Annotated in this window: 16 protein-coding genes; 11 read left to right on the top strand and 5 right to left on the bottom strand. The window is 54.1% G+C overall.

All coding sequences use genetic code 11. The annotated features are described in order from the left end of the window. Positions 1-152: 152 nt before the first annotated feature. A complete protein-coding gene (locus AOB54_07300) occupies positions 153-1,343 on the top strand; it encodes a glycosyltransferase family 1 protein (GenBank protein ID WVN41291.1) in 1,191 nt (396 codons plus the stop codon). Position 1,344: 1 nt separating this feature from the next. Here AOB54_07300 and AOB54_07295 read toward each other — a convergent pair whose 3' ends face one another. Further along, positions 1,345-1,731, bottom strand: coding sequence for a YkgJ family cysteine cluster protein (locus tag AOB54_07295; protein WVN41290.1), 387 nt, complete (start codon positions 1,729-1,731; stop codon positions 1,345-1,347). Between the two features lie 34 nt (positions 1,732-1,765). Between AOB54_07295 and rpiA the strand changes: the two genes are divergently transcribed. Both rpiA and phoU read left to right on the top strand, forming a co-directional pair. Further along, entirely contained in the window at positions 1,766-2,440 is a 675-nt protein-coding gene (gene rpiA, locus AOB54_07290) for a ribose-5-phosphate isomerase RpiA (GenBank protein ID WVN41289.1), read from the top strand. 81 nt (positions 2,441-2,521) lie between these two features. After that, entirely contained in the window at positions 2,522-3,229 is a 708-nt protein-coding gene (phoU, locus tag AOB54_07285; GenBank protein WVN41288.1) for a phosphate signaling complex protein PhoU, read from the top strand. Between the two features lie 95 nt (positions 3,230-3,324). Here phoU and AOB54_07280 read toward each other — a convergent pair whose 3' ends face one another. Beyond that, positions 3,325-3,597: an oxidative damage protection protein gene (locus tag AOB54_07280; GenBank protein ID WVN41287.1), complete on the bottom strand. Its 273-nt coding sequence runs from the start codon at positions 3,595-3,597 to the stop codon at positions 3,325-3,327. Positions 3,598-3,733: 136 nt separating this feature from the next. Here AOB54_07280 and AOB54_07275 point away from each other — a divergent pair, with 136 nt between their 5' ends. After that, a complete protein-coding gene (locus tag AOB54_07275) occupies positions 3,734-4,723 on the top strand; it encodes a tripartite tricarboxylate transporter substrate binding protein (protein ID WVN41286.1) in 990 nt (329 codons plus the stop codon). Between the two features lie 49 nt (positions 4,724-4,772). Here AOB54_07275 and AOB54_07270 read toward each other — a convergent pair whose 3' ends face one another. Together AOB54_07270 and AOB54_07265 are read right to left on the bottom strand one after the other, a co-directional pair. Further along, the gene (locus tag AOB54_07270; GenBank protein ID WVN41285.1) at positions 4,773-6,107 is read right to left on the bottom strand and encodes an amino acid permease; all 1,335 of its coding nucleotides are present in this window, start codon (positions 6,105-6,107) and stop codon (positions 4,773-4,775) included. Then, on the bottom strand, positions 6,108-6,965 hold the full coding sequence (locus AOB54_07265) for a class I SAM-dependent methyltransferase (protein ID WVN41284.1): 858 nt from the start codon (positions 6,963-6,965) through the stop codon (positions 6,108-6,110). 147 nt (positions 6,966-7,112) lie between these two features. Between AOB54_07265 and AOB54_07260 the strand changes: the two genes are divergently transcribed. Genes AOB54_07260 through AOB54_07250 form a run of 3 tightly spaced genes read left to right on the top strand, consistent with a single transcriptional unit; the run spans position 7,113 to position 9,947 of the window. Further along, positions 7,113-8,399 carry a malonyl-CoA decarboxylase family protein gene (locus tag AOB54_07260; protein ID WVN41283.1) on the top strand — a complete coding sequence of 429 codons (1,287 nt, stop codon included), beginning with the start codon at positions 7,113-7,115 and terminating at the stop codon, positions 8,397-8,399. 4 nt (positions 8,400-8,403) lie between these two features. Then, positions 8,404-9,168 carry a sulfite exporter TauE/SafE family protein gene (locus AOB54_07255; protein WVN41282.1) on the top strand — a complete coding sequence of 255 codons (765 nt, stop codon included), beginning with the start codon at positions 8,404-8,406 and terminating at the stop codon, positions 9,166-9,168. Next, a complete protein-coding gene (locus AOB54_07250; GenBank protein ID WVN41281.1) occupies positions 9,165-9,947 on the top strand; it encodes a sulfite exporter TauE/SafE family protein in 783 nt (260 codons plus the stop codon). Before AOB54_07255 ends, AOB54_07250 begins: the two co-directional genes overlap by 4 nt. Here the strand turns inward: AOB54_07250 and AOB54_07245 are convergent. After that, positions 9,942-10,673, bottom strand: coding sequence for an SDR family oxidoreductase (locus AOB54_07245; GenBank protein WVN41280.1), 732 nt, complete (start codon positions 10,671-10,673; stop codon positions 9,942-9,944). The genes AOB54_07250 and AOB54_07245 overlap by 6 nt on opposite strands. A gap of 80 nt (positions 10,674-10,753) precedes the next feature. On the opposite strand from AOB54_07245, the gene AOB54_07240 reads away from it, so the two are divergent. From AOB54_07240 to AOB54_07225, 4 genes are all read left to right on the top strand, one after another. Beyond that, positions 10,754-11,959, top strand: coding sequence for an aminoacetone oxidase family FAD-binding enzyme (locus tag AOB54_07240; GenBank protein WVN41279.1), 1,206 nt, complete (start codon positions 10,754-10,756; stop codon positions 11,957-11,959). A 52-nt stretch (positions 11,960-12,011) separates the two neighbouring features. Then, positions 12,012-13,487, top strand: a complete 1,476-nt coding sequence (locus tag AOB54_07235; protein WVN41278.1) for a ferric reductase-like transmembrane domain-containing protein — start codon at positions 12,012-12,014, stop codon at positions 13,485-13,487. A gap of 129 nt (positions 13,488-13,616) precedes the next feature. Further along, on the top strand, positions 13,617-14,546 hold the full coding sequence (locus tag AOB54_07230) for a ZIP family metal transporter (protein ID WVN41277.1): 930 nt from the start codon (positions 13,617-13,619) through the stop codon (positions 14,544-14,546). A 64-nt stretch (positions 14,547-14,610) separates the two neighbouring features. Then, entirely contained in the window at positions 14,611-15,045 is a 435-nt protein-coding gene (locus tag AOB54_07225; GenBank protein ID WVN41276.1) for a DUF3429 domain-containing protein, read from the top strand. The last annotated feature ends 8 nt before the right edge of the window (positions 15,046-15,053 follow it).

Below are 15,053 nucleotides of genomic sequence, written 5' to 3'. Positions count from 1 at the left end.
GGCAATTTTTTTGGTAAGCCCGAACTCTGCACTTTGATCATGTCAGATTCATGACACATTTCTTTCAGATTAAATGCGCAATTAAAACCCTGTCATAGAAGTTTCTTTTTTCTGTCATGTAACCGTTATGATGCAGCCCTAGGCTTGCGGTCATGGATTTACCTGACCTGCCTGCGATTGAAGTAAGGCCCTTTCTCGGCGCCCGCCGACAACTAAGAATTTCGTTTGTTACAGAAACCTATCCACCGGATGTCAACGGCGTTGCCATGACACTGCAGCGTATTGTTGAGGGGCTGCAATCGCTGGGCCATGATGTCTGGTTGGTGCGCCCACGCCCATTGGGGGCTCCGGTGCCAGAGGGCCAGGACAACGAGTCTCTGGTGCGGGGTATCCCAATTCCAATGTATCCCGAATTAAAGCTTGGTCTGCCAGCCAAGCGTTACTTGGTCAGGCTTTGGTCCCGTCATCGACCTGATCTGGTTCATGTCGCGACAGAAGGTCCGTTGGGCTGGTCGGCAATACAGGCTGCGAAAAAGTTAAAGATTCCGATTACGTCGGACTTTCGAACTAACTTTCACGCTTACAGTGCGTTTTATAACCTTGGTTTTCTTAAAAAAGCCATTCTTGGCTACATGCGTAAGTTTCACAACACTACTCAGTGCACGATGGTGCCCACCGATGAATTACATCAATCCTTAGCTCTCCTGGGATTTCAGCGACTGGTGGTGGTCCCGCGGGGCATTGATACCGATCTATTCGATCCGGCAAAGCGCTCTTTGGCCTTGCGAAGTAGCTGGGGTGTGGGGCCGAAGACGACGGTGCTGCTCTCCGTGGGCAGAATTGCTGCAGAGAAAAACCTGGATCTCACCGTTAAGGCGTATCAGCAAATCCGCGACAGTGGCGGTGATGTTCGTTTGGTTTTCGTTGGCGACGGGCCGCTACGCGAACAGATTGCTAAGGCCTGCCCTGATGCCGTTTTTACGGGGACCCAACGCGGAGAGGCCCTCGCCGCCCACTATGCGAGCGGCGACGTTTTTCTGTTTCCTAGCGTGACGGAAACCTTTGGTAACGTGACCTTGGAGGCGATGGCCAGTGGCTTGGCGGTGGCCGCTTTTGACTGCGCAGCAGCGCGGCAGTTGATTCGGGATGCCGAGAGCGGGTGTTTGGCAAGTCTTGGCGACAAGCGTGGATTCGTCGCGATTGCTCATCGGCTGGCTGCCGACCCAGAGTTTCGGTCTTCTCTGGGCCGAGCAGCACGGCGGGTAACCCTTGGTCAGGGTTGGTCGAAGATTCTGAAGAAAACCGAGAGCGTCATGCTTGGCGTTGCACTTCAGACCACTTAGCTTATGCGCTGGGAATAAATTCCTTGTCGCCTTGGTGCTTTCGCTCGAATTTCAGGAAGTTGTAATAGCCACAGGTCTTGCCATCTGGGTACTCACGGCAGACGCTGGGGCGCGCCTTGTAGATTGTGCAACGGCGCTCATCTTTGTCAAAGAATTGGCAGATGGTTGCGTAGACATCATCCTTCTGATGCTTCAGGATATTTTCAACCTCGCCTTTTTCATCGCCTTCCTCAACGGTGTACTGGGTGATGAATTTCTTCCATGCCGCCGCCTCGGTCATGCCGAAATGCTCCGCTAGCCGTTTCACGTCTTTTTTGGTGACGGTAATTCTGGGATAACTGCAGCAGTAACCGGGACACTTGCTGCAATCGTATTTGGCTTTGGACATGGCACAATCCTTTTGTATTCAAAGAAAGGATTGTATGACGATCCCCGATCAACAGGCGCTCAAGCTGGCCGTGGCCAGGGCTGCAGTCGCAGAAGTAGCGCAAGACTCTGTGCTTGGCGTTGGGACCGGATCTACGGTCGATTTATTCATTGATGCCCTGGCTGGCGCCGGCGTGCGCTTGGCTGCTGCAATTTCAAGCTCGCAGCGCAGTTCCGCTCGGCTTCAGTCCTTGGGCTATAAAGTCATCGGCCTTGACCAGTTAGACGCCCCCATGGATTTGTATATCGATGGGGCTGACGAAATTGACCCCAAGCTCTGCATGATCAAGGGGGGTGGTGCCGCGCTGACCCAGGAAAAGATCGTGGCCAGCGCTGCCAAGCGCTTTGTTTGCATTGTGGATGCCTCCAAGCAGGTTCAGTGTCTTGGCAGGTTCCCCTTGCCCATTGAGGTTATCGAGTCCGCCATCACCCCTGTTTCTTGGGCGATACGTGCCCTGGGCGGAGACCCGCGCCGAAGGATTGGAGTCCTGACGGATAACGGCCACCCCATTCTGGACGTCCATGGGCTCTCGATTTCGGACCCAGTCGCTATGGAGACGGCCCTAAATCAGATCCCCGGGGTGGTCACCAACGGGATTTTTGCCCTGCGTCGGGCGGATGTGGCGCTGGTGGCCGCGGCCAGCGGTGTTGCCCGGCTGACACAAAACTGAAACACGTCTGGGCTACACTCGGCAAAATTGGCCTACCCTGGCGGGTGGGTTGGTCCTTCGTTATTCGCTAAAGGGTGAGGCATGCCGCTACAACACATTTCAAAAGAATTCGACAAAGAGCTAGAGACCATCCGAACCAGCGTTCTGGAGTTGGGCGGCCTGGTCGAGGGCATGATCAAGAGCGCCGTTCAGGGCTTGGAAGATTCCGATGTGCCCCTGTTAAAAGACGTCCTGCACAGAGAAAAACAAGTCAATCGCATGGAAATTGAGATTGATGACCGCTGCAACCATGTGATTGCCCGTCGCCAGCCCACAGCAGCGGACCTGCGTTTCGTGCTGACCTGCATGAAGATGATTCGTGATCTTGAGCGAATTGGTGACGAAGCTGAAAAGATCGCCCGTATGTCACTAATGATTCACGATACGAATGCGGGAAGTTTTGCGCCGCGCATTGACCTATCGTCGATGTATGGGCTGGTGCTTAAGATGATGCGTCAGTCATTAGATGCTTTTGCGCGCAATGATTCTTCAACCTTGCCCGAGGTGATTCGCCAAGACATCAGTGTCGATGACCAATTCCGTAACACGCTGCGCCTGCTGATTAGCTACATGATCGAGGACACGCGCACGATTTCTCGATCAATTGATCTGCTCTTTATTGCGAAAGCCTTGGAGCGCATCGGCGACCACTCCAAGAACATGTCCGAGCATGTGGTCTACATGGTCAAGGGGCGTGATGTTCGCCACCTTGATGTGGAAGATGTTGAACGCGAAGTTCAAGCGGACTGATTGATCTAACTCATAGATGCAAAAAAGCGGACTGTAAAGTCCGCTTTTTTTATTTCCCCAGAGATTATTTGTCCGGGCAACCCACTAGCCTTGTCTTATTTTGGTGGGGGCACGTAGCCCGATGCCGTATCGGCACCCGTGCCAAAGAAATGGTTTTCCATCTGCTGGGCCAAGTATTTGCGGGCCTTTGGATCTGATAGATTTAAGCGGTATTCATTTACCAGCATGGTCTGCTGACGAATCCAGTCCTGCCAGGCCTCTTTCGAGACAGACTGCCAGAGTTTTTTGCCCATTTCACCTGGAACGGGAGGAAAGTCTAAGCCTTCGGCTTCTCGACCTAATTTGATGCATTGCACAGTTCTAGCCATAGCCAAATTATGCCACGCAAGAACTTTCAAGATTGCCGCGGTGACGGATGTCACTGACGGGTTCAGGGGATTTCCCGAAGCCACAAAGCTTGCGAGTTCTGACATCCTTGGCGACTAAATTTTTAAAGGAGACAAGATGTCCAAGATCAATCGTCGTCAGTTTGTGCAGGGTGTTGCTGCTGCAGCGGTATTGCCCTCTTTGGCCAGTCAGGCCAATGCGCAGGCCGCATGGCCCACCAAGCCTGTTCGGTTAGTGGTTCCCTTTGCTGCAGGTGGCGGCACCGATGCGTTTGCCCGCCCACTTGCAAAGGTACTCACCGGCCAGTTGGGTCAATCCTTTGTGATTGATAACCGTGGCGGCGGCGGTGGCACAATTGGTGCGGATATCGCAGCCAAGTCCCCAGCAGATGGCTACAACTTCTTGGTTGGTGCAGTTCACCACACCATCGCAGTCTCCATGTACCCCAAGCTCGGGTACGACCTGCAAAAAGATCTGGTGCCCGTCACTTTGTTGTCGTCTGTACCTAATGTGATCGTGGTGAACCCTTCCAAGGTGCCCGTGAAGAATTACGCTGAATTCTTAAAGTTTGTAAAAGAGCGCCCTGGTAAGTTGAACTACGGCTCAGCAGGTAGCGGCACCGCCCACCATCTGATTGGCGAGTTGTTCAAGGGCGCAACCGGCACCCGCATTACCCATATTCCATACCGTGGTGCTGGCCCAGCCATGGCCGATTTGTTGGCCGGCCAGGTCGACATGATGTTCGACGGACTCGGTACCTCGGCGCCCCAGATCAAGACCGGCAAGCTGACTGCCATTGCCGTCACCAGCGAAAAGCGCTCTTATGCACTGCCAGATGTTCCTTCACTGACCGAGTTGGGACTGAAGGGTTTTAATGCCGGTACCTGGTACGGCATCTGGGCACCGGCCGGCACTCCCCGCCCGGTCATCACCAAGATGCATCAGGAAGTGGTCAAGGCACTTGCAACCAAAGAGCTGCAAGATGTGTGGAAGACCCTGGGTTCTGAGCCTGGCGGCTTGGGCCCTGATGAGTTTGCCAAGATGGTTAGTGCTGAGGTCACCAAATGGGCCAAGGTTGTGAAAGACTCTGGCGCCAAGATCGACTAAGCCTGCTGGTCGTGCTTTGAAAACCCGCTTGCGAAACCAAGCGGGTTTTTTATTGGGCGCGCGCCCGTTTCAAAAGGCCAAGTGCAACCACCCCCACAACCATCACCCATAGCGCCACATGGGCTGCATTTTTACTGGCTGCGTAAGTGATGCTGGAGTAGGCCAAATAGGCACTCGATAAGCAAAAGACAATCGGCGTTACGGGATAAAGCGGTACACGGAATGGTCGCTCACGATGTTTGTCCCGGAAACGCAGCACAAAAATCGAGATGCCCACCAGAAACAAAAACACCCAAAAAATTGGTGCCGTGAATTCCACCATGGTCTCAAAGCCATCGGCCTGCATGGTGCCAAAACCAATTAAGGCCAAGGCGATCGCCGATTGAATCAGATAGGCTGGTGTTGGGGACCCTTTGCTGCCTTCCCATTGGGCCAGGAACCGCAGTTTGTGCCAGTCTTTGCCCAAGGCATGGTTCGACCGAGCACCCACCACCATGGTGGCATTGATGCTGGTAAGTGCCGACACTGCAACGATCACACCAATTGCTTTTTGCCCCCAGGGGCCAAAAGCAGCCTCCATTACCGTGGCCCCGGCTGCTTTGCTCTCAGCCAGCCCCTTAATGCCCAGGCCGTGCAGTAATGCTGCATTTACCAACAAATAGACAAGGGCGATCACCGTTAGGCTGATCACAATGACACGCACCATGGTGCGTGGGCCGCCTTTGACTTCTGCGCTAATGTAGGCGGATTCATTCCAGCCCCCATAGGTCAGCAGAACAAAGACCATGGCCAGGCCCATCATGCCCAGCGGTGGTGTGGATGAAAATGCGGCCGATGTGCTGGCGGCACCCGCCGGAGCGGTCAGCATGAATCCCGCAATCACCACCCCAATCAGTCCGAGCACTTCGGAAATGGTCATCACTGTTTGAACGCGGGCAGACGCATGAATGCCTGCGATGTTGATCAGTGTGAGTAACAAGACAATGCCAACGGCCCAGATCGCAGTGGAGTAGGGGCCAAGATCAATGACCTGGCTCATGTAATCCCCGAATACAAATCCGAGCAGAGCGATCGATCCGGTATTGATCACCATGGCCTTGGCCCAGGCGTAAAGAAACGAGATGCTCTTGCCATAGGCTTGCGACAAGAAATGGTAGTCGCCACCCGTATGGGGATAGGTGGTGGAAAGTTCAGCGTAACAAAGCGCACCCGCGAGTGAGACGACCGCGCCCGCCCCCCAGATCAACATGATCCAGCCGATATCCCCAGCAACTCCCGCCACCATGGATGGGGTTTTAAAGATACCGGCACCAATAACGATGCCGACGATAATGGCGACTGCACCCCAGGGGTGGAGCAGCCGCTGCGGATCGTCGTGCTTCATTTAGCGACGGGTGCCCTTGAGCTTGGAAAACATCAGGCCGCTCTCGTAGTCGCCGGTCAGCTCATTGCCTTTGACGGTGGCCTTCACGTGCAGGATATTGCCTTTTTCACCCAGATAGCTAAAGGCAAGACGATCACCGTTGATGGTGGCCCCAAGCAGTGGCTGGGTCGCGTTACCCACTGTGATCGTGCCGCCAATTTTTTGATAGCGCTGATCCAGTTTTAGCGTGGTTTTGGCTTTCTGTTCGTCAATGTTTTCTAAATGCCACGTGCCAGCGACATTGGCAGGCACTACCCAGTAGTACGCCCGTGCAATCTGCGTATCGATGCGTTGGTCTGCTTCCCAATCCCCCATGGTGAATGCATGCGAGACCACCCGTGTGCCGGGTTTCATATTCAAAATAATTGGGCGAAGTTTTAAGTTCAAATCCGGCAACAGATAAAGCGTGACCACAGTCGCCTCAGAGAAATTTTCTTTGAAAATGTCGCCATTAATAATTTTGACTTTGTCTGCTACCCCCGCCCGTTTTGCGTTTCGGGTGGCCAAAGCGGCCATATCAGGGTTGAATTCAATTCCAACAGCGCGGGCGCCATATTTTTGAGCGGCTGCAATTGGAATCTTTCCGTCGCCGGCCCCCAAGTCATACACGATATCCGTTGCAGTGACTTTGGCGACATCGAGCATCTTATTCACCAGTTCGTCATTGGTTGGCACCCAAATGACATCTTTGCCTTCTTGACCAACATCCGGCCTGTATTGTTCATCACCGTACAGGCCGCTGCCGTTTTGGGCATAGGCCGTGCCAGACAATGCTGCACCAAGTATCAAAACGGCAATGAATTTCTGAATTGCGCTCATGGGGTCTACCTCTGATCAGGGGGTTAACGGAAAGTGGCAATCGAAAGCCTTGAGTTTAAAAAGGTTTGGACATGAAACCCCCTCCTGATTTGCCCTAATTCGTGAAAAACGGGTCCTGCGCAGCCGATCTCATTTTAAAATTGACCTATGTTTGAAGCCCTGAAACAAGCCAGGAAACAATCTGCCCAGAAAACAGAACTGAAGCGGTTGTTATCGGACTGTGCTCGTCTCTTGGGCGAGGCGGGTGAGTCGATCAGCGTGAGCTTGGCGCGACAGGCCTTGGCCCGTTTTCAAAAAATGGACCAAGACACCCGCCTTGCGTTTTACAACACGCTGGCGTTGCAGTACAACCCCGACCTGGCCGCGATTGAGCAGGCAGTGGCGGCTTACAGTGCCAGCAAAGACCCCCGCGATCTCATTCGAATCACGCAGGCGGCTGAACCACCACGCCAGGAATTATTGCGCCGGCTGAATCGCGCTCCCGAGGGCACTGCGGTGATTGTGCAAATGCGGGAAGAGATACTTGGCCGACTTAAAAAGTCCCCCCAGCTCGCGGCAGTCGATGCCGACTTTGAGCATCTCTTGTCGTCTTGGTTTAATCCGGGGTTTTTGCGGCTTGAAAAGATTGATTGGAATTCCCCAGCCCACTTACTGGAAAAAATTATCCAGCACGAAGCGGTCCATGCCATTGATGGCTGGGCTGATTTGCGCCGGCGACTTGAACAGGACCGGCGTTTGTTCGCTTACTTTCACCCGGCCTTGCCCAACGAGCCCCTGATTTTCGTGGAAGTCGCTTTGGTGCCAGAAATGCCCGAGTCTGTTGGCCCCTTGTTAGACCGAAAGGCAACGCCTGACAGCGAGCGTAAGAACTACAAGGTCGCCACCTTTTATTCCATCTCGAATTGCCAGCCCGGCTTAAAGGGCATTCACCTGGGTAACTTTTTGATTAAGCGGGTTGCTGAATACCTGAAGGCAGAGTTTCCAAGCCTGAAAACCTTTTGCACCTTGTCGCCCATTCCAACCCTGGCATCGTTTCTATCGTCGCGCCAGCCGTTTGAGCGCACGCCGTTTTCCCCGAAACAGTCGGTTGAGTTACAGGCCTTGCGTGAAGAGATACGGGCCCAGCTGGGTTCCGGCAGTGAATACTCTGCATCGACTCTGGGGTCTGTTCAGAAGCTTTGCGCGGCCTATCTGCTGCAGACATCGCCAGATGAAAATGTCGCCAGTGATCCGGTGGCCCGCTTCCATCTGAATAACGGCGCACGACTAGAGCGCATCAATCTAAACGCCGATAGCTCTGCCAAGGGTTCTCGGCAGTCCCTTGGGCTCATGGTCAATTACGCTTACGACTTAAATGACATCGAAACCAATCATGAGCGTTTCGTTGCTGGTGAAGTTATTGCATCTAGGCAGGTAAAAAATCTTCTCTCTTGACGTCTTGCCTGGCTGGCCAGAACTGCTCTGGGTGTTGGCCGTTCTTCCGCTTGCGGCCTATCTGCATGGCCTTTTGGGCCTGGGGTTTGTTACCGTGGCCATGCCACTGTTGGTGATGGTCTTGGATCTTCGGCTCACCATGGTGCTCAGCGTGCCGGCCGCCTGGATTCTTGCGTTTCAACTCACATTCCTGGGCGGAAATATTCGCCAAAGCATCGGCCGCTTTTGGTATCTGCCCATTTTTATGGCGGCAGGCGCTGTGAGCGGCGCGTGGGTTTTTCAGCATGCCCGGCAGGAATGGCTCCTGCTTGTGATTGCCGGGGCCATTGTCTTGTTTCTGTCGTTGGATTTTCTAAAAAAGGCCCATGTGCATGTGCCAGCAAGCTGGGCCCACCCGGCCGCAATGTTGTTTGGGTTTTTGGCGGGCAATACAGAGACTGCGGTCAATATGGGAGCCCCGTTTCTTTTGATTTTCTGCCTCTTGTCGGGCTTCTCGCCGACAGCGGTCGTCCAACTGATTAACCTTTGCTTTTTTACGGGCAAGACTATCCACTTTATTACCCTGTCGGTGGGCGGTGCTCAGGTGGCACCAGTCACCCCCATCGAGTGGTTGCCCGGCTTTTTAATCGCACCCCTGTGCATCTGGCTTTGCTATCAGGGCGCTCGGCGGCGGGCAAAGACAGATGTTGAAACCTATCGGGGCTGGTTAAAGGTATTTTTAAAGTTGATGGTGGTGGTGTTGCTTGGAAAGGTTGTTTTGCTGACATGAGTGATTTGGCTTGGTATCAGTACGTGTTGATTGGGCTGATTTTTGTGTGGAGTGGGTTTGTTCGCACTGGCATTGGCTTTGGTGGGGCGGTGTTGGCCTTGCCGTTTTTGCTGTTGGTCGTGAATGACCCGGTGATCTTTTTGCCGCTGATTGCAGTCCATCTGTTGTTGGCGTCGACTCATATCATGTGGCGAAGCCATCATCGCCAAAATCTGTCGGGCGATGTCACCGTCACTCAGACCAGTATTGACTGGGGCTATCTGCGACAGTCACTCAAGATCATGATCGTCCCCAAGCTGATCGGGGTGATCGGGTTACTGACACTGCCCCCAAAGTTCATGAGCACCATCATTTTTGTGATTGTCATGAGCTATGCCGTGGGTTACGTGCTCAACCGACCGATTCGCCCCAAGCGCAAGGCGGTAGAAAAGTTTTTTCTGATGCTGGGGGGGTATGTCAGTGGTACATCACTCACCGGTGCGCCATTGATCGTTCCGATCTACGCCTCTAATGTGCAAAAGCATCAGCTGCGAGACACCCTGTTTGTGCTTTGGTTTATTCTGACCTCAATTAAGCTGGCCTCTTTTGTGGTGGCGGGTGTTGATCTGCAGCTGATTCATCATTTGTGGCTCTTGCCTTGCTCCATGATTGGCCATGTGCTGGGCGATAAGCTGCATGAGCGCGTGGTGGCTGCAGAAAGCCCCACTTTTTTTCGCTATCTGGGTGCTACGCTGATTATTGTGAGTCTTGCTGGCCTGTGGCGGGCGTTGGGCTCATAGCTGCCGAATATCAGTACAGACCTCTTTTCCAAACGCGTCGCTGAATAAATGATCAATGATGGCTTTTGCGGCATCGGCCGGCTTAGCGAGTGCGCCGGATGCCTTCAGCTGATCAAATTTTGGCCGCATGGGAAAAGTGTCCAGCGATGTCGCCCGCACCTGGGCCTGCATATCGGTGTCGATAATGCCGGGAGCCAGACTCTCAATTCGTAGTCGCGGATGTTGCTCAGCGTGTACTGCACGAGAAAAATGATCAAGTGCAGCTTTGGTGGCGCAATAGACACTCCATCCGGCATAGGGGCTTCGCGCTGCGCCACTTGAGATTTGCAGAATTCGCCGGTCTGGGCAATCGTGGCTTGCCTTGATAAATGCATTGGTGAGTGCGATCGCGGCAGCCGTATTGGCCGTGACCGACTGCAAAATCTCGGCTGTGGATAGCCCGCCAGCGAATCCAATCGGCGATAAGAGCCCCGCATTGTTGATCAGCACCATCTGTGACTGATCTCGTAACAAGTCTGCCAGCACGCCAGGATTCAGGGCGCCTTCGATCTCGAGCGGGTCGGCCAGGTTAATTGGGATTTCGTGCAATTGCTCGGTGAGCGTTGGATTTAGGCTGGTAATCGGGCTTCGCGAAAAACCAATCACGCGGTGGCCGGCGGCCAACAACTGCTGCGTCATCGCCGCGCCAAGGCCGCGGCTGTGTCCGGTGAGAAGAATGGTTGCCATCAGAAAATTCTACTTTGGCCTAAGGGTCCTGTCATGGCTACGGTTACCATTGGCGCCTATGAATTTGGATAAAGACTGACATGATCTGGGATGCCGTTGTGGTGGGGGCTGGGGCCGCAGGTCTTTTTTGTGCTGGTATCTTGGGCCAGATGGGCCGGCGTGTCTTGGTCTTGGATCACGCGAAAACGATTGGCGAAAAAATTCGGATTAGTGGCGGTGGCCGCTGTAACTTTACAAATCGTGACAGTCAGCACCAGAACTTTTTGTCACTCAACCCCCACTTCTGTAAAAGTGCGCTGTCGCGCTACAGCCCACAAGACTTCATCGATTTGGTCAGGCGCCACAAGATTGGCTTTCATGAAAAACACCGTGGCCAGTTGTTTTGTAATGAGGCATCAACACAAATCATTGAGATGCTGCTCGCGGAATGTCGCCTTGGTGGTGTGGCGCTGATGCATCCGGTGTCGGTTGTGCAGATCCGGCAGTCGGTGGCACAGTGGGCGGTGGAGACATCACAGGGGCTGCAGCATGCCCACCAACTCGTGTTGGCGACTGGCGGTTTACCGGTTCCCGCAATTGGAGCCACTGGATTTGCGCTCGATTTCGCAAGACAGATGGGAATAGCGGTGATTGAGCCGCGGCCTGCGCTCGTACCACTTTCATTTACCTCTGAGGTGTTTTTTGGTGGGGGTGATTTGTCTGGCGTGAGCCTGCCGGTAAGAATCTGGGCGGGTCAAGCAGATCATCGCTATGGCCGGGGCGAATTTTCTGAAGATTTGTTGGTCACCCACAAGGGCCTGTCCGGCCCTGCGGTGTTGCAGGCGAGTAGTTATTGGCAAGAGGGCGAAACCATTGGCGTTGATTGGACCAACGGCGCTAATCTGTCGCTGGCATTTGATGAGCGAGTTGTTGGTGCGAAGACCGTGGAGTCTGTTCTTTCCCTGATTCTGCCCGAGCGATTGGCTCTGGCCTTAACAGTGCATCTTGGGTTGGCTAAGCGCAAATGGGCAGAGTTGCCCAAGAAAGAGCGGCAGCGGGTTGCTCATGAGTTAACGCAGTGGCAGGTCAAGCCTGCAGCAACTCTGGGTTGGAAAAAAGCCGAAGTAATGCTGGGGGGTGTGGATACTCAGGAACTCGATAGCAAGACCATGTCGACTAAGAAATTTCCCAGTCTGTATTTCATCGGCGAGTGCGTGGATGTCACGGGCCACCTGGGCGGCCATAATTTCCAATGGGCCTGGGCAAGTGGCTACGCTGCTGCCCAGGCGATTGCCAATAGTTCCTGATTAATGTTATTGAAGTAGCAGGTGTTTGCAGTTTTTCTCTAAGGAGATGCATTTGGCGCTGCGTCTGGTGTTGATCGTTTTGTATCTGGCCATACCGTTTGGTCCATTGCTGATCGTGCTGGGAACGGATCTGCCAGATGGGCTGGCTGGCCGCAGCTGGCGCGATGATCTCGCCTCGGCTATGGCCATGGTGGGTCTGGCCATCCTTTTTCTTGAGTTTGTGCTGATTGGGCGCTACCGGCACCTGTCTGAGCGATTTGGCTGCGACGTGGTGATGCGGACTCATCAGTTGTTTGCAAGAACCGCTACGTTTTTCGTGGTACTCCACCCCTTTCTTTACAGCCTTTTGTCCACCATGGGAACAACGGCAGCCGCCAAGGGGCCAACAGCCAAGGCACTCGGGCTGTCGGCTGGCTCTTTATTAACCGGGGCATTGGCCTGGGTGCTGGTGTTGGCCTTGGTGTTTTTGGCCATTGGCCGCCACGCACCTGACACCAATTACGAGCGTTGGCGGTTTTGGCATGTAACCCTTGGCGTGCTGGTGGTGGGTTTTGGCTTGCATCACACGCTACACGCCGGCCTGTATGCGTCGCTGCCTTTGGTGCAGGCGTTCTGGTGGACATTGACAGCCACCGCTGTTTTTTCAGTGGCATTCATTTATGTCATTCGGCCATTGGCGCAAAAGGCCAAGCCGTATCGCTGTGATGCGGTGATACAGCGGGCAGAGCGGACCTGGGAGCTTTTGGTCTCAGCCGTTTCAACGCCCGTGTCGGTGCCGCAGCCAGGCCAGTTTTTCTGGGTAAAGCGGGGCAGTCCCTGGGGCCAGCGGGACCATCCTTTTTCGGTAGCAGGCCAGAGTGATGACGGGCGATCTATTCGTTTTTTAATCAAAGCCGCTGGAGATTTCACATCGGCTTTGCCTAAAGTGGCATCAGGAGAGTTGTTCTACCTTGATGGACCAAATGGCGATTTTCAGGTGCCTGAATTTCAGGTGTCAGACACCAAGGTGTCAGACACCGCCAAGACGATTGTCTTGGTTGCGGGTGGCATTGGCCTGGCGCCGTTTCTTGGAATTCTGTCCGATTTGGCACACAAAAAAGATAGCCGCCGAATCGTGTTGATTCAGGCCACCGGTGCGCCGGCACTGCAGGTGGATGTCCATGCATTTGTTTCTGCATCAGATCTGAAAGCACTGGAGATTGTGCAAATGGTGGAGCAGCCGGATTCGGTCTGGCCGGGCAGGGTGGGGCAGTGTGATGGCCCCCGCCTGATTCAGTTATTCACCGAACTTGGACTCTCAGTGAAGGATCCTGGCCTAGTGGTGATGGTCTGTGGCCCGAACCCCATGATTGACAGTATTGAAAAGGCACTCATTGACGGCGGGCTACCAATGGCGCAGCTTCGCAGTGAGCGTTATCAGTACGACCTGGATCTCACCTCCCCTGTGTCCCGCCGCCATAACCTGCAGTGGCTTACGCTGTCGGTCGTTATGCTTCTGGTCTTGGCCGTGTTGGCTTGGATGATCTAGCCGATCATGTGTCCGCAACAAGGGCGGCCATCTTAAATCGATTTAATCGATCATAAAACACTAAATAATCAATTGGATAGATATCTCTCATTGATTCAAAATGTCCGCATATCGTAAGTGGAGGACTCAATGAACATGGCAGCAGCAATCTCTACCGTTCAGGCTTGGACATTGCGGGATCATGCCCGCACCCACCGTTGGGCGGCCGTGGGTCTTGGGCTTGGTCTTCTCACGCTTGTGTTGATGGTGGGCCAGAGCGTTTATCGGGCGATGCTTGGCGATGCGCCGCAGGGCCTTCAGTACGCCATATTGGGCGGTGCCGCTGGTTTTGCCACCACCACCCTTGGTGCGTCCGTCGCATTTTTGTTGCGTGGTGTTTCGCAGCGGGCCGAAGACAGTCTGTTGGGGCTTGCCGCCGGCATGATGTTGGCGGCCAGTGCCTTTTCCTTAATTCTTCCTGGCTTGGCTGCGGGCGAATCCTTGATGGGTGGGAAGTTCGCAGGGGCCGCTGTGGTGGTGGTAGGCATGGCCCTCGGCGTGTTGTTGATGTTGGGCTTAGATGTCTTCACACCACATGAGCACGACAAGACGGGCCCATGTGGTCCCCACCCAGAACGTTGCAGCCGGATCTGGTTATTCGTGTTTGCGATTGCGATCCACAATCTTCCGGAAGGCATGGCAATTGGCGTTGCCTTTTCTCAGGCCGATATGTCGATTGGTGTCCCGATGGCCTCGGCAATTGCATTACAAGACATCCCAGAGGGCTTGGCCGTGGCCTTGGCATTGCGTGGAGCGGGCTTTTCGGCCATGCGGTCAGTCATGGTGGCGGGGTTAAGCGGCGCATTAGAGCCGGTGGGCGCCTTGTTGGGTGCCACCTTGGCCAGTGGTTTTGCAATGGCGTACCCCATGGGCTTGGGCCTTGCTGCAGGCGCCATGATTTTTGTGGTGTCGCACGAAGTGATTCCAGAGACGCATCGTAATGGTCACCAGACATCGGCCACATTGGGCTTAATGGCAGGCTTTGCGGTGATGATGGTGTTAGATACGGCTTTGGGTTAAGTTGCACTTTAAAGTGTCGAAAAAAATTTAGCCTGCTGATTAACCCTTTTATTTCGGAGCTCGTGTGAATACTCCCCCTTTCCCTGTTGCCTTGCTCGGTTATGGCGGCCTCATTCCCTTTGTTGGACTTGCGGTGCTGTTGCTTTCCGGGTCGCGCGACATCGTCTCCAATCCGGGTGCCTGGCTCTTGGCCTATGGTGCGGTTATTTTGAGTTTTGTTGGGGCCCTGCACTGGGGGTTTGCCATGCTGGCACCTAAAATTGATCGGGCGCGGCGCACCCAGTGCTACGTCTGGAGTGTGGTGCCCGCCTTGATTGGTTTTTTGGCCTTAATCCTGAATTCCACGCTGAGTTATTCCTTGCTCATTGTTGGTTTTGCACTGGCCTATTGGCAAGATGCAGATCTGGCGAATAAGATTAGCTTACCTGGCTGGTATCCCCGGCTGAGGGCGCAGCTCTCGATTGTCGCGAGCCTTTGTTTATTGGTCGGAGTTTTCTAGTGTCCATG

This window comes from beta proteobacterium MWH-UniP1, assembly GCA_036362785.1.
Taxonomy (GTDB): domain Bacteria; phylum Pseudomonadota; class Gammaproteobacteria; order Burkholderiales; family Burkholderiaceae_A; genus Lacustribacter.
The sequence above is the reverse complement of the archived record's forward strand: the minus strand, read 5'-3'. Positions and strand labels throughout refer to the sequence as shown.

Excerpts from the sequence above, each read along its gene's own strand:
- AOB54_07300 (WVN41291.1), top strand. The coding sequence starts at position 153 with ATGGATTTACCTGACCTGCCTGCGATTGAAGTAAGGCCCTTTCTCGGC.
- AOB54_07295 (WVN41290.1), bottom strand. The coding sequence starts at position 1,731 with ATGTCCAAAGCCAAATACGATTGCAGCAAGTGTCCCGGTTACTGCTGC.
- rpiA (WVN41289.1), top strand. The coding sequence starts at position 1,766 with ATGACGATCCCCGATCAACAGGCGCTCAAGCTGGCCGTGGCCAGGGCT.
- phoU (WVN41288.1), top strand. The coding sequence starts at position 2,522 with ATGCCGCTACAACACATTTCAAAAGAATTCGACAAAGAGCTAGAGACC.
- AOB54_07280 (WVN41287.1), bottom strand. The coding sequence starts at position 3,597 with ATGGCTAGAACTGTGCAATGCATCAAATTAGGTCGAGAAGCCGAAGGC.
- AOB54_07275 (WVN41286.1), top strand. The coding sequence starts at position 3,734 with ATGTCCAAGATCAATCGTCGTCAGTTTGTGCAGGGTGTTGCTGCTGCA.
- AOB54_07270 (WVN41285.1), bottom strand. The coding sequence starts at position 6,107 with ATGAAGCACGACGATCCGCAGCGGCTGCTCCACCCCTGGGGTGCAGTC.
- AOB54_07265 (WVN41284.1), bottom strand. The coding sequence starts at position 6,965 with ATGAGCGCAATTCAGAAATTCATTGCCGTTTTGATACTTGGTGCAGCA.
- AOB54_07260 (WVN41283.1), top strand. The coding sequence starts at position 7,113 with ATGTTTGAAGCCCTGAAACAAGCCAGGAAACAATCTGCCCAGAAAACA.
- AOB54_07250 (WVN41281.1), top strand. The coding sequence starts at position 9,165 with ATGAGTGATTTGGCTTGGTATCAGTACGTGTTGATTGGGCTGATTTTT.
- AOB54_07245 (WVN41280.1), bottom strand. The coding sequence starts at position 10,673 with ATGGCAACCATTCTTCTCACCGGACACAGCCGCGGCCTTGGCGCGGCG.
- AOB54_07240 (WVN41279.1), top strand. The coding sequence starts at position 10,754 with ATGATCTGGGATGCCGTTGTGGTGGGGGCTGGGGCCGCAGGTCTTTTT.
- AOB54_07230 (WVN41277.1), top strand. The coding sequence starts at position 13,617 with ATGAACATGGCAGCAGCAATCTCTACCGTTCAGGCTTGGACATTGCGG.